Source organism: Nocardioides sp. Arc9.136, from assembly GCF_030506255.1.
Classification (GTDB): Bacteria; Actinomycetota; Actinomycetes; order Propionibacteriales; family Nocardioidaceae; genus Nocardioides.
Window position 1 is genome coordinate 2,678,272 of the sequence record NZ_CP113431.1, and the last position, 12,999, is coordinate 2,691,270.

A 12,999-nucleotide genomic window follows, 5' to 3' on the forward strand; every position below is an offset into this window, starting at 1 on the left:
TCATACGGCGATCGGCGCCTTGATGCCCGGGTGCGGGTCGTAGCCGGCGACCTCGATGTGCTCGAGCTCGAAGGCGTCGAGCTCGGTCACCGTCGGGTCCAGCACCAGCCGCGGGAGCGGCCGCGGCTCGCGCGTGAGCTGCAGCCGGGCCTGGTCGAGGTGGTTGAGGTAGAGGTGCGCGTCGCCGAGCGTGTGGACGAAGTCGCCCACCTCGAGCCCGGTCACCTGGGCGACCATGTGGGTCAGCAGCGCGTAGGAGGCGATGTTGAACGGCACGCCGAGGAAGACGTCGCCCGAGCGCTGGTAGAGCTGGCAGGAGAGCCGGCCCGGGCCGTCGGCCTGCGGTGCGACGTAGAACTGGAACAGCGCGTGGCACGGCGCGAGGGCCATCTCAGGGATGTCCGCGACGTTCCAGGCCGAGACGATGTGCCGTCGGGAGTCCGGGTCGCGCCGGACCTGCTCCACGACCTGGGCCAGCTGGTCGACGTGGCGGCCGTCCGGTGTGGGCCAGGAGCGCCACTGGTGCCCGTAGACGGGCCCGAGCTCGCCGTCGGCGTCGGCCCACTCGTCCCAGATGCTGATGCCGCGCTCCTGGAGCCACCGGACGTTGGTGTCGCCGCGCAGGAACCAGAGCAGCTCGCCGAAGACCGAGCGGGTGTGCACCTTCTTGGTGGTCACCAGCGGGAAGCCCTCGCTGAGGTCGAACCGCATCTGGTGCCCGAAGACGCTGCGCGTGCCGGTGCCGGTGCGGTCACCCTTCTCGACGCCGTCGTCGAGGACCCGGCGGAGGAGGTCGAGGTACTGCTGCACGGGGGCGAGCCTAGACCGCCGCGGCGCTCACAGGTCGATCGTCCCGAGGACGGTGGTCCGCGTGGCGCCGCCGACGCGGACGACGTCGCCGTCGCGGGCCACGTGCACCCGGCCCCGGCGCCCGACGGCGGTCCCCTGCGCCGCGACGTACGACGCGGGGAGGGTCGTGCCGGCGAGCCACTGGCCGAGCCCGGCGTTGAGGCTGCCCGTGACCGGGTCCTCCGGGACGCCGTACTGCGGGCAGAAGGCGCGGACCTCGACGGCGACCGGCCCGTCGGCGTACGTCCCCGCGACGCCGATCTTGAGCTCGCCGAAGGCGGCGAAGTCCGGTCGCAGGTCGAGCACCGCCGCGGCGTCGCGCAGGAGCACGCCGACCCAGCCGGGGCCGTTGTCGATCCACGCCGCGTCCACGAGGTCCTCGCGGTCCAGCCGCAGCGCGGTGGCGATCGCGTCGAGGTCGGCGGCGTCCACCGGCCCCGAGCGGAGCAGCGGGGGCGCCTCGAAGGCCAGCACCTCCTCGCGGCGCAGGCGCACCAGTCCCGCCCCGCACTCCTGGACCAGCTCCGCGCCGGCCGGCGCTCCCCCGGCCTCCAGCCAGGCGTGCGCGCTGCCGAGGGTCGGGTGGCCGGCGAAGGGCAGCTCCCGGCCCGGCGTGAAGATCCGCAGCCGGTAGTCGGCCGCCGGGTCCGTCGGGCGGAGGAGGAACGTCGTCTCCGAGAGGTTCGTCCAGCGGGCCAGCGCGGCCATCTGCTCGTCGCTGAGGCCGTCGGCGTCGTGGACCACCGCGACGGGGTTGCCGAGCAGCGGCTCGGTGGAGAACACGTCGACCTGGCGGAACACACGGCTGCTCACGGCGCCGACCCTAGGCCGATCCTCAGGACGTCGCGAGCAGGGGCGCGCTGCCGACCCCGTAGGGGCCACCGTCGAGGGTGGCGTCGACCCGGCAGGCCCCGCGCCCCGGCCCGGGCACCCGGCAGGTCACCAGCTCGACGGCCTCCGGTGACCGCCTCAGGAGGTGGGTGAGGGTGCGGCCGGACGCACCGAAGGCGGACGCCAGCACGACCGCGTCCCCGGTGTCCCCGGCGTCCCCCGCGAGGCCGGTGGCCAGCACGCGACCGGTGGCCGCGTCGCGCAGGCGCAGCGCCGAGGCCGGCCCGCCGACGGTCGTCGGCGCGGTGAGGACGTGGCGACCGTCGGGCGAGACCTGGCCGGCGCGCCCGCGCACGGTGAAGCCGACGCTGAAGAACGGCTGCTGCATGCGCAGCCGGCGGCCGTCGAGCCGGGTCAGCACCGTCCCGGCGGCGCGGTCGAGGAGGACCGGTGGCTGCTCGATCGCCGAGACCGCGCTGCCGCCGAGCCACCGGACGTCCCCGAAGGAGGAGGTGAGCAGCACCGCGCCGCCGTCCACCGCGACCACCCGGCCGGAGTCGGCGTCGAAGATGTCCAGCGTGTGCCGGCCGACGTCGCGCCCGGCCGCCAGGTCGTGGAGGACGACGTCGTGCTCCGGCTCCACCCAGGCGACCAGCGCCGCCCCCGGCTCGACGGCGAGCCCGCTGCCCGGCACCTGGCGCCCGAGGACGGTCCGGCCGCCGTCGGACCGCACGTGCACGACGCGGTGGTCCTCGTCGGTCACCACCGCGCCGTCCGGGACCTCCACCAGGTCGATGACGCCCGGGAGCTCCACGGACGTCCGCGGCAGGTGCAGCACGCCGTCGGCCCACCACGCGAGCGGTGCCGGGTTCGCCTCCCTCCGCACCGTCACGGCCGGGAGCCGCTCCTCCCGGTCCGGGTCGGGCGGGTCGCCCCGGACCACACCGAGGACGTACGTCGCGGCGACGAGGAGCGCGAGGACGGCCGCCCCGGCGGCCAGCCACCGGCCGGTCCGCGGCGGGCGAAGCCGCGTGGGGAGCGAGTCCGCCGGTGGCGGGCCACCGACGAGCAGGTCGGCGGCGGCACGCCGTACCTCCTCCTCCAGGGCGGGGTCCGCCGGCACGGCACCGGTCCCGACGAGCGCGCTCACCACGGTCTGCTCGCGCTCGGCGCCGGGCAGCGCGCCCAGGCGCCGACCCACGCGATCGAGGTCCTCGGACGCGGCGGTCTCGACGGCGGGTGCCTCGACGGCGGCCGCCGCGTCGGGCTGGTGCCGCCGCGCGTCGGCCCAGGTGGCGAGCAGCACCTCGACGACCTCGGCGTCGAGGTCGGCGGCCGTGCGCAGCGCCCGCCAGTCCCGACGGGCGCGTCCCAGGGCGACCGCAGCGACCTGCTCGGCCACCGGCCGGGGCGCGCCCAGCAGCAGGACGACCCGGACGAGCGTGGTCCAGCGCGCAGCGAGGTAGTCCGGGAAGTCGTCGGCCGCGCGCATCGGTCCTCCCGGTCGCCCCGGTGCTAGGGGTGCAGGGACATCGGGCCGTAGACCCGGCGGTCGAGCTCGAAGAGGGTGACCGCGTCGACGCCGTGGGCGGCCAGCTCGGCGAAGACCTCACCGACCCACGACTCCGCGTCGGACTGGTTGGTGAAGCGCTCGGCCCCGAGCTCCCCGGCCACGCTGACCTCCTCGCCCGCGGCGTTCTCGAGCCGCCAGAACCAGGGCCGCTCGGTCGGCGGCGGGGTGCGGAACGTGGTGGGCTGCTCGGGGAGGTTCATCAGCTGCTCCGGACGTTGGTGCGCACGAACGGCGGCTTGGTGAGCTGGAAGATCTCGCGGCGGCCGCGGACGTCGACGCCCACCTCGGCCTCGGGGTCGACGAACGACGGCAGGAGCGCCATCCCGATCCCGGTGCGCAGCGTCGGGGAGAAGGTGCCCGAGGTGACCTCGCCGAGCAGCACGTCGCGGGTCAAGGAGACGCTCATGTGCGGGCGCGGGATGCCCCGGCCGGTGGCGACCAGCCCGCGCAGCACCCGCTTGGGCCCGGCCTCGCGCTCGGCGAGCAGCACGTCGCGACCCCAGAACGCCGGCTTCGACCAGCCGACGGCCCAGCCCAGGCGCGCCTCGTTGGGGGTGACGTCGAGGGAGATGTCCTGGCCGTGCAGCGGGTAGCCCATCTCGGTGCGCAGGGTGTCGCGCGACCCGAGGCCGCAGGCGAGCATGCCGTGCGGCTCGCCGGCGGCCAGGAGCGCGTCCCACAGGGCGACGGCGACACCCGCGGGGGCGATCAGCTCGTAGCCGCGCTCGCCGGTGTAGCCGGTGCGGCAGACCACGACCTCGGCGTCGGCGAACGGCGCCACCACGAACGACATGTAGTCGTGGCCGGCCGGCAGGCCCACCCCGGCGAGCACCTCGTCGGAGAGTGGCCCCTGCACGGCCAGCACGGCGTGGTCGCGGTGCTGGTCCTCGACGGTCACGCCGTCCGTCGCCTCCGCGGCGAGCCGGCGGACCACCTCGGCGGTGTTCGCGGCGTTCGGGACGAGCAGGACGTGCTCGTCGTCGTGGAGGTAGACGATCAGGTCGTCGACGATCCCGCCGGTCGCGTCGTCGCAGCACAGCGTGTACTGCGCCTGGCCCGGCGCGATCCGGCCGAGGTCGTTGGTCAGGGTGGCGTTCACGTACGCCGCGGCGCCCGGCCCGGAGACGAGCGCCTTGCCGAGGTGGCTGACGTCGAAGACGCCGACCGCCTCGCGCACGGCGGTGTGCTCCTTGACCGTGCCGGCGGCGTACTCCAGGGGCATCGACCAGCCGCCGAACTCGGCCATCTTGGCGCCGAGGGCGACGTGACGGTCGTGGATCGGTGACCGCAGCAGGGTGGGGTCCTCAGCCATGCCCGGAACCTACCGCAGCGTCTGTCTATCCTTCCTCGGGTGACGTCGTACACGCTCCGGAACGCCAGCCCTGCCAAGACCAAGACCGACGCGGTGGTGGTCGGTGTCCTCCAGGGCGGGGACGGGCCCGAGCTCGCCGACGGCGGCGCCGACGTCGCCAAGGCCTACGGCCGCAAGCTGCGGCCGCTGCTGTCCACGCTCGGTGTCACCGGCAAGGCCGGCGAGGTCGTCAAGGTGCCGACCGGCGACGCCGTCGCGAGCCCGCTGCTGGTGCTGGTCGGCCTGGGCAAGGACACGACGCCCGCCGGCGTGCGCCGTGCCGCCGGCGCCGCCGCCCGCGCGGTCACCAACGCCGCCTCGATCGCGCTCGCGCTCCCGGCCGGGACGCCCGAGCTCGTGCGTGCCGTGGTCGAGGGCCACCAGCTGGGCGGCTACTCCTTCACGGCGTACAAGAAGGACGCCAAGGACCCCCACGACTCCGCGCCCGCCGAGGTCGTCGTGCTGACCGCCGCCGCGCGGCGCAAGGAGGCCACGTCCGCCCTCGAGGAGGCGCAGGTCGTGGCGGCCGCCGTCGCCGCCACCCGCGACTGGGTCAACACGCCTCCCGGCGACCTGCGCCCGCCGGCGTTCGCCGACGCGGTGGTCGCCGCCACCAAGGCCGCGACCAAGGGCCGGGGCACCCCCAAGATCGGGATCACCGTCCACGACGAGGCGTCGCTCGCCGAGCTCGGCTGCGGCGGCCTCCTGGGCGTCGGCGCCGGCTCGGACGCGCCGCCGCGCCTGGTCGAGCTGACCTACTCCCCCCGCGGCGCCAAGCACCACCTCGGGCTCGTGGGCAAGGGCATCACGTTCGACTCCGGCGGCCTGTCGATCAAGCCGGCCCAGGGCATGCACGAGATGAAGTCCGACATGGCCGGTGCCGCCGCCGTCGTCCAGGCCACCCTCGCGATCGCCGCGCTCGGCCTGCCGATCCGCGTCAGCACGTTCGTGCCGATGGCCGAGAACATGGTATCCGGCGGCGCGACCCGCCCCGGCGACGTGCTGCGGATCTACGGCGGCACGACCGTCGAGGTGCTCAACACCGACGCCGAGGGGCGCCTGGTGCTCGCCGACGCGATCGTCCGGGCCACCGAGCAGCAGCCCGACACCATCCTCGACGTCGCCACGCTCACCGGCCACATGGTCGTCGCCCTCGGGGACAAGGTCGCCGGCGTGATGGGCAGCGAGACCGTCGTCCAGGACGTGCTCGACGCGGCGGTCGTCGCCGGCGAGGAGTTCTGGCCGATGCCGATCCCCGAGCACATGCGCGAGCGGATCACCTCCAGCAAGATCGCCGACCTCGCCCAGCACGACTGGATCCGCTGGGGCGGTGGGCTGTACGCCGCCGCGTTCCTCCGCGAGTTCACCGCGGGCCTCCCCTGGGCCCACCTCGACATCGCCGGCCCCGCCTTCGCCTCCGGCGGGCCCTCGGGCCACGTCACCTCCGGCGGCACCGGCGTCGCCGTGGCCACGCTGGTCGACTACGCCCGGGCGGTCGCTGCGAAGGGCTGACCTGGCCGGGCGGGCTCGATCCTGCAGCGCCTCGGCGGGCGAGTCGGTGCCGGTCCGCCGCAGGTAGTCGACCTGGGAACGACTCGAGACCCCGGTCGACGTACACCCGACCGGGCCTCGTCTCGACCCCCATCCGCGCCACGAACGCAGGCCACAGGCCCTCCGGCACCAGGTCGGGCTCGGACGTGAGCGTCACCTCGGTCCCGATCCCGGCCGCACGGACGTCGTCCGCCGCGTCCTCGGCGTCCGCGACCCGCTCGTACGACCTGGCCCGCTCATGGGTGCGACCGTCTGCAGCGATCCACCTGACCACCCAGGCGTACGTGGTGCGCTCGTCCGGCATGGGTCCATCGTGCCCGTGACGACGTGCCTGTGCCCCGCCGGTTGGTTGCTCCGGCGGGGCGTGGGGCGGGGTGGCTACTGGTCGGGCGGGTCGGTGGTCTCGTGGGTGCCGTGGGTGCCGTGGGTGCCTCGGTGGTCGACCCGGTAGGTCATCCCTGTGGGGCTGCGCCAGAGGTAGGTCCCTGGTTGGGGTGTGTGTTGGTGCCAGCCGGTGTGGGTCTTGGCGCGGTGGTGGCGCCTGCACAGGGGTGCGATGTTCTCGGTGGCGGTGGGCCCGCCCTTGTTGTGGGGGATGACGTGGTCGTCGTCGACCTTGCTGGTGGTGTGGGCGGGGCGGGTGCACCAGGGGAAGACGCAGTGGTGGTCTCGCAGCCTCGTCTGGACGCTGAGGCGGTCGGGGACCTCGTAGGCCTCGACGTGGATGCGTTCGTTCAGGTCGATGACGGGCTTGATGGTGATGTGTGCGCCGTCGCGGGCGGCGCGGGTGCACCACTCGGCGAGCTGGGTGGTGAGCACGAACCCCCTCGTGGCCTCGACCCGGGTGATGCCGTCGAGTTCACCATCTGCCTTCTGGTGGACGTGGACGACGAGGGGTGTGGGGTCGGTGTCGAACTGCAGCTGGAGCTGGCGCCGGGCCATGTCGCCGGCGGCCATCGCCCGCCGTGCGCCTTCGGCTTCGGTTGAGCCGAGCTGGGCGAGGCGGGCGGCGCCCTTGGTGATCGCGTCGTCGAGGTCGAGGGCGTCGGCGAGGTCGAGGGTGCCCCAGATGTCGACGTGGCCGTCGTAGGAGACCTGTCGGGTCTGGATGGTGAAGTGGCGGGCTTCGGTGCGTTCGTACCGGACCCGTTCGGCTTCCTCGGGGTCGAACCGGACCAGTGCTTCGTCGAGGAGCCGGTCGAGCGCGGCGGGGCCGATGGTGGCAGCGACGGGGGCGACGTGGGTGTCCACGAACCCCGCACCGGCCTTCGGGAGGTGCAGGGTGCGCCGGGCGATGGACCGCGCTTTCCACGCGGGGAGGGCGAGGTTGGTGACCTTCGCCCACACCCGCGGGAGGCGGTAGCGCAGCTCGAGGGCCTCGGCGAGGTAGGCGCGGCCGGCGTCCTCGGACTTCCCGAGCGCGGCGGCGAACTCGATGACGGCGAACTCGCTCACCAACGGTGCACCGTCCCCGGCGAGGCCGATGGCTTTGTCGCCGAACCCCTTCAGCGTCGACCACGCCGAGGCGGTGCCGACTGATTCGGCGGGGTGCATGACGCACCACTGGACCGCGGCTTGGAGGAGTTCGGCTTCGGCGGCGTTCGCGGCGCGTTGGCTGGCCCGGGCGAGGCGCAGCACGTCGGCTGGGGTGTCCAGCGGGTGCTCGAGGGTCGCGGTGAGGGCCATGGCCTCATTCTACTCGCACGTGTGTTCGAATGAAAGGTCCATGTGCAGGGGTTGTGGACGACCACCGCGACCCCCGACCCGTCGAGTTCCCGCGGGCCGAAGGTCGGCTGGCGGGGGTCTCGACGACGCTCGCCGGGGCTCGCTGCTCGACCAGCAGTGCGCCGGCGACGGCGCGGGACCCACGGCGTACTCCGTCCTCTAGTTGCCTCCACCGCGACCACCCACGACCCGCAGGCCGCAGGTCGGCTGCCAGGGGTCTCGACGACGCTCGCCGGGGCTCGCTGCTCGACCAGCAGTGCGCGGGTCTCGACGACGCTCGCCAGGGCTCGCTGCTCGACGAGCAGTGCAGTCTCGACGACGCTCGCTGCTCGACCGGCGACGGACCTACAGGCCCTGCTGCTTGCGGCGGCGGTTGTAGTCGCGCATGCGCTGCGGGACGCCGACGACGGCGGCGTCGTAGGAGGGGACGCGGTGGTCGTTGCAGAAGCGGTGGGCCCACTCGACCGAGGGCACGCGACGACGGGTCCACTCACCGTCGTGGGCGACGAGCAGGAGGGTCACGTCGCTGACGGCGGTGCGGGGCTCGACGAACCCCTCGACACCGCGTCGTTCCTGGACCCAGGTGCGCAGGTGCTGCTCGTCCACCTTGTCCGACGCGCGCACCCGCGTCGAACCGGTGCGCGCCGCGTCGCCCGCGGGCTTGCTCATCCGCGGGCCGCGTCGGAATCGGTCGGTCCATGCCATGGCACCAGTCTGCCGGGAGCCACGCGACCCGGTGTGGACACGCCCGGGAAGGGTGCAAAGATGGTCGGGCGCTCCTCTGCGATCCAGAGGGGCCGAGGCCGACAAGGGAAGGACCACGGTGGCCGACGCCGACTACGACGTACTCATCCTCGGTGCGGGTTCCGGCGGCTACGCGTGCGCCCTCCGCGCCGCCCAGCTCGGGCTCACCGTCGGTCTCGTCGAGAAGGGCAAGGTCGGCGGCACCTGCCTCCACGTCGGCTGCATCCCCACCAAGGCGCTGCTGCACGCCGCCGAGGTCGCCGACAGCGCGCGGGACTCCGAGCAGTTCGGCGTCCGCGCGACGCTCGAGGGCATCGACATGGCCGGCGTGAACTCCTACAAGGACGGGGTCGTCAGCCGGCTCTTCAAGGGCCTCACCGGCCTGGTCAAGAGCCGCGGCATCACCGTCATCGAGGGCGAGGGTCGCCTGACCGGCCCCAAGCAGGTCACCGTCGACGGTCGCACCTACTCCGGTCGCAGCGTCGTGCTGGCCTCCGGGTCCCACTCGCGCAGCCTCCCCGGCCTCGAGGTCGACGGCGAGCGCGTCCTGACCTCCGAGCACGCCCTGCGCCTGGACCGCGTCCCCCGCAGCGTCGTCGTGCTCGGCGGCGGGGTGATCGGCTGCGAGTTCGCCAGCGTGTGGCGCAGCTTCGGCGCCGAGGTCACCATCGTCGAGGCCCTCCCCCGGCTGGTCGCGGCCGAGGACGAGGCCAGCTCCAAGGCGCTCGAGCGGGCGTTCCGGAAGCGCGGCATCGTCTTCCGCACCGGCACCCGGTTCGAGTCGGTCGAGCGCACCGACGACGGCGTCGCCGTGACCGTCGAGGGCGGCGACCGGATCGAGGCCGAGCTGATGCTCGTCGCCGTCGGCCGCGGCCCCGTCACCGACGGCCTGGGGTACGACGAGCAGGGCATCGCCCTGGACCGCGGCTTCGTGGTCATCGACGAGCGCTGCCGCACGAACGTCGAGGGCGTGTACGCCGTGGGCGACATCGTCCCCGGCCTGCAGCTGGCCCACCGGGGCTTCCAGCAGGGCATCTTCGTCGCCGAGGACATCGCCGGGCTCGACCCGCGGCCCGTCGACGAGACCGCGATCCCCCGCGTCACCTACTCCCACCCCGAGCTGGCCTCCGTCGGGCTCGACGAGCGCACGGCCGCGGAGAAGTACGGCGCCGACGGCATCGAGACCGTGACCTACGACCTCGGTGGCAACGGCAAGAGCCAGATCCTCAAGACCCAGGGGTTCGTCAAGCTCGTCCGCCGCACCGACGGACCCGTCGTCGGCATCCACCTGGTCGGCGACCGCGTCGGCGAGCTCGTCGGCGAGGCTCAGCTCATCTACGGCTGGGAGGGGTACCCGGAGGACGTCGCTCCGCTCGTCCACGCCCACCCCACGCAGAACGAGGCGCTGGGCGAGGCCCACCTCGCCCTCGCCGGCAAGCCCCTGCACGCGCACTCCTGACCACCGCAACCACCGAAGAGCGAAGGAACTCATGGCCACCGAAGTCAACCTCCCGGCCCTCGGGGAATCCGTCACCGAAGGCACCGTCACCCGCTGGCTGAAGGCCGTGGGTGACTCGGTCGCCGTCGACGAGCCGCTGCTCGAGGTCTCGACCGACAAGGTCGACACCGAGATCCCCTCCCCCGTCGCGGGCACCCTGCTCGAGATCAAGGCGCAGGAGGACGACACCGTCGAGGTCGGTGCCGTGCTCGCGGTCATCGGTGACGAGGGTGAGTCCGCCGGCGACGCGTCCGGCTCCGCCGAGCCCGAGGCGCAGCCCAAGGACGAGGAGCAGGCCGAGAAGAAGGCCGAGCAGGAGCAGGAGATCGCCGAGGAGACCGGCGACCTGCCCCCGGGCGACGAGACCCCCGAGGCCGAGAAGTCCTCCGGCTCCGAGCAGCCCGCCGCCTCCTCCGGCGGCAACGGCGGTGGCAGTGGCGGCGGCAGTGGTACGCCGGTCGTGCTGCCCGCCCTGGGCGAGTCGGTCACCGAGGGCACCGTGACCCGCTGGCTGAAGTCGGTCGGCGACGACGTCGCCGTCGACGAGCCGCTCCTGGAGGTCTCGACCGACAAGGTCGACACCGAGATCCCCTCGCCGGTCGCGGGCACCCTGCTCGAGATCAAGGCCGAGGAGGACGAGACCGTCGAGGTGGGCGCCGAGCTGGCGATCATCGGCGACAAGGGCGCCGCCCCGCAGAGCGCTCCCGAGCCGACCCCCGAGCCGGCGCAGGCCGCCGAGCCGAGCCCGGCCCAGGAGGAGACCAAGCCGACCCAGCCCACCGACGAGGGCGAGGCCGCGACCGAGCAGCCCGAGCCCGAGAAGGACCACCAGCCGGCCGCCGAGACCGCGCCCGCCCCGAGCTCGCAGTCGCCGAGCACCGGTGAGCGCTCCGCGTCCGACGACTCCGGGAACAAGGGCGGGGACCAGGAGCAGGCCCGCTCGGAGAAGACCGCCGACGGTGCCGGCTACGTGACCCCGCTGGTCCGCAAGCTCGCCGCGCAGCACGACGTCGACCTGTCGACCGTCGAGGGCACCGGCGTCGGCGGCCGCATCCGCAAGCAGGACGTCCTCGACGCCGCGAAGGCCAAGGAGGCACCGGCTCCGGCCGCCCAGCCCGCCGCCCCGGCCGCGTCCACCTCGTCGGCCTCGTCGGCCCGGCAGGCCCCGTCGGTCAGCCCCTCGCCGCTGCGCGGGACGACCGAGAAGATCAGCCGGCTGCGCAAGATCATCGCCGAGCGCATGGTCGACTCGCTGCAGACCGGCGCGCAGCTCACGCAGGTCATCGAGGTCGACGTCACCAACATCGCGCGGCTGCGCGACTCGGTGAAGGGCGACTTCCAGGCGCGCGAGGGCGTCAAGCTGTCGTACCTGCCGTTCTTCGCCAAGGCGGCGATCGACGCGCTCAAGCAGCACCCGAAGCTGAACGCCGGCATCGACACCGACGCCGGCGAGATCACCTACTACGACCGCGAGAACCTCGCGATCGCGGTGGACACCGAGAAGGGCCTGATCACCCCGGTGATCAAGGACGCGGGCGACCTGTCGATCGCGGGCCTGGCCAAGAAGATCGCGGACGTCGCGCAGCGCACCCGGACCAACAAGATCGGTCCCGACGAGTTGTCCGGCGGCACCTTCACGATCACCAACCTCGGCAGCGTGGGCGCCCTGTGGGACACCCCGATCATCAACAAGCCGCAGGTCGCGATCCTCGGTCCGGGCGCGGTCGTCAAGCGGCCCGTCGTGATCGATGACCCGAACCTCGGCGAGACGATCGCGGTGCGCCACATGGTCTACCTCGCGCTGACCTACGACCACCGCTTGGTCGACGGCGCCGACGCGGGCCGCTTCCTGCAGGACGTGAAGAAGCGCCTGGAGGCCGGCGTCTTCGACGTCTGAGCACCACCGCCTGACCACGAGGGCCCGGGACCGCACAGGTCCCGGGCCCCTGTGCGTCCATGGCTTGTCCGTCCTGGGAGGCTCGCAGCATGCGCATCGTCATCGCCGGCTCCTCCGGCTTCCTGGGCAGCCACCTCGTCGACGCGCTGCGCGACCGGGACCACCAGGTCACCCGGCTCGTACGGCGCGCGCCGGCCGCGCCCGACGAGGCGGCGTGGGACCCGGCGGCCGGCACCTACGACCGGGCCGCGGTGCACGGCGCCGACGTCGTGGTCAACCTGGCCGGCTCCCCCACGCTCGGCAACCCGCACTCGGACTCCTGGGCCCGCGAGCTGCGCGAGAGCCGGGTGACCTCCACCCGCGTGCTCGCGCGCGCGGTCGCCGAGGCGCCCCGCCCGCCGGCGTACCTCGCGGGCAACGGCATCTCCTACTACGGCGACCACGGCGACCAGGTCCTGACCGAGGCCTCCGACAGCCGGGGGCAGGCGCTGCTCACCGACGTCACCCGGGAGTGGCAGGCGGCGGCGCAGCCGGCGGTCGAGGCGGGCGCCCGGGTCTGCTACCTGCGGACCGCGCCGGTGATGGACCGGCGCGCGGCGCCGTTGAAGCTGCTCGCCCCGCTCTTCCGCACCGGGCTCGGCGCCCGCCTGGGCAGCGGCCGCCAGCACATGGCGATGATCTCGCTGCGCGACTGGGTCGACGCCGTGGTGTTCCTCGCCGAGCACGACACCGTCAGCGGTCCGGTCAACCTCACCTGCCCGGAGCCGCCGACCAACGCCGACTTCACCCGCGCGCTCGCCCGCGCCGTGCACCGGCCGGCGGTCCTGCCGGTCCCCTCGCTCGCGCTGCGCCTCGGCGCGGGCCGGATGGCGCCCGAGCTGCTCGGGTCGCTCAACGTCCGGCCCGCGGCGCTCGAGGCGGCGGGGTTCACCTTCTCCGACCGCGACGTGACCGCGGTGCTCAAAGCCGGCCTGCGCTGA

11 protein-coding genes are annotated in these 12,999 nt (G+C 73.9%); 4 read left to right on the forward strand and 7 right to left on the reverse strand.

The features are described from left to right. Genes OSR43_RS12970 through gcvT form a run of 5 tightly spaced genes read right to left on the reverse strand, consistent with a single transcriptional unit; the run spans position 1 to position 4,565 of the window. Positions 1 to 810: a thymidylate synthase gene (locus OSR43_RS12970; protein WP_302266985.1), complete on the reverse strand. Its 810-nt coding sequence runs from the start codon at positions 808 to 810 to the stop codon at positions 1 to 3. Between the two features lie 27 nt (positions 811 to 837). Then, positions 838 to 1,662, reverse strand: a complete 825-nt coding sequence (locus OSR43_RS12975) for a PhzF family phenazine biosynthesis protein (protein ID WP_302266986.1) — start codon at positions 1,660 to 1,662, stop codon at positions 838 to 840. Between the two features lie 22 nt (positions 1,663 to 1,684). Further along, on the reverse strand, positions 1,685 to 3,172 hold the full coding sequence (locus tag OSR43_RS12980) for a hypothetical protein (protein WP_302266987.1): 1,488 nt from the start codon (positions 3,170 to 3,172) through the stop codon (positions 1,685 to 1,687). A gap of 23 nt (positions 3,173 to 3,195) precedes the next feature. Further along, positions 3,196 to 3,453, reverse strand: coding sequence for a hypothetical protein (locus OSR43_RS12985; protein ID WP_302266988.1), 258 nt, complete (start codon positions 3,451 to 3,453; stop codon positions 3,196 to 3,198). Then, complete coding sequence (gene gcvT / locus OSR43_RS12990; RefSeq protein ID WP_302266989.1) at positions 3,453 to 4,565, reverse strand: glycine cleavage system aminomethyltransferase GcvT; 1,113 nt, start codon at positions 4,563 to 4,565, stop codon at positions 3,453 to 3,455. The genes OSR43_RS12985 and gcvT overlap by 1 nt, the downstream gene beginning before the upstream one ends. Positions 4,566 to 4,604: 39 nt before the next feature. Here gcvT and OSR43_RS12995 point away from each other — a divergent pair, with 39 nt between their 5' ends. Then, positions 4,605 to 6,116 (forward strand): leucyl aminopeptidase, encoded by a 1,512-nt coding sequence (locus tag OSR43_RS12995; RefSeq protein WP_302266990.1) that lies wholly within the window; start codon positions 4,605 to 4,607, stop codon positions 6,114 to 6,116. Between the two features lie 417 nt (positions 6,117 to 6,533). Here OSR43_RS12995 and OSR43_RS13000 read toward each other — a convergent pair whose 3' ends face one another. Together OSR43_RS13000 and OSR43_RS13005 are read right to left on the reverse strand one after the other, a co-directional pair. Then, complete coding sequence (locus OSR43_RS13000; RefSeq protein WP_302266991.1) at positions 6,534 to 7,841, reverse strand: HNH endonuclease signature motif containing protein; 1,308 nt, start codon at positions 7,839 to 7,841, stop codon at positions 6,534 to 6,536. A 384-nt stretch (positions 7,842 to 8,225) separates the two neighbouring features. Beyond that, on the reverse strand, positions 8,226 to 8,549 hold the full coding sequence (locus tag OSR43_RS13005; RefSeq protein WP_302266992.1) for a hypothetical protein: 324 nt from the start codon (positions 8,547 to 8,549) through the stop codon (positions 8,226 to 8,228). 154 nt (positions 8,550 to 8,703) lie between these two features. On the opposite strand from OSR43_RS13005, the gene lpdA reads away from it, so the two are divergent. The 3 genes from lpdA (at position 8,704) to OSR43_RS13020 (ending at position 12,999) form a co-directional block, all read left to right on the forward strand. Beyond that, on the forward strand, positions 8,704 to 10,083 hold the full coding sequence (gene lpdA, locus OSR43_RS13010) for a dihydrolipoyl dehydrogenase (RefSeq protein WP_302266994.1): 1,380 nt from the start codon (positions 8,704 to 8,706) through the stop codon (positions 10,081 to 10,083). Positions 10,084 to 10,114: 31 nt separating this feature from the next. Then, positions 10,115 to 12,019, forward strand: coding sequence for a 2-oxoglutarate dehydrogenase, E2 component, dihydrolipoamide succinyltransferase (gene sucB / locus OSR43_RS13015; RefSeq protein ID WP_302266995.1), 1,905 nt, complete (start codon positions 10,115 to 10,117; stop codon positions 12,017 to 12,019). 89 nt (positions 12,020 to 12,108) lie between these two features. After that, complete coding sequence (locus OSR43_RS13020) at positions 12,109 to 12,999, forward strand: TIGR01777 family oxidoreductase (RefSeq protein WP_302266996.1); 891 nt, start codon at positions 12,109 to 12,111, stop codon at positions 12,997 to 12,999.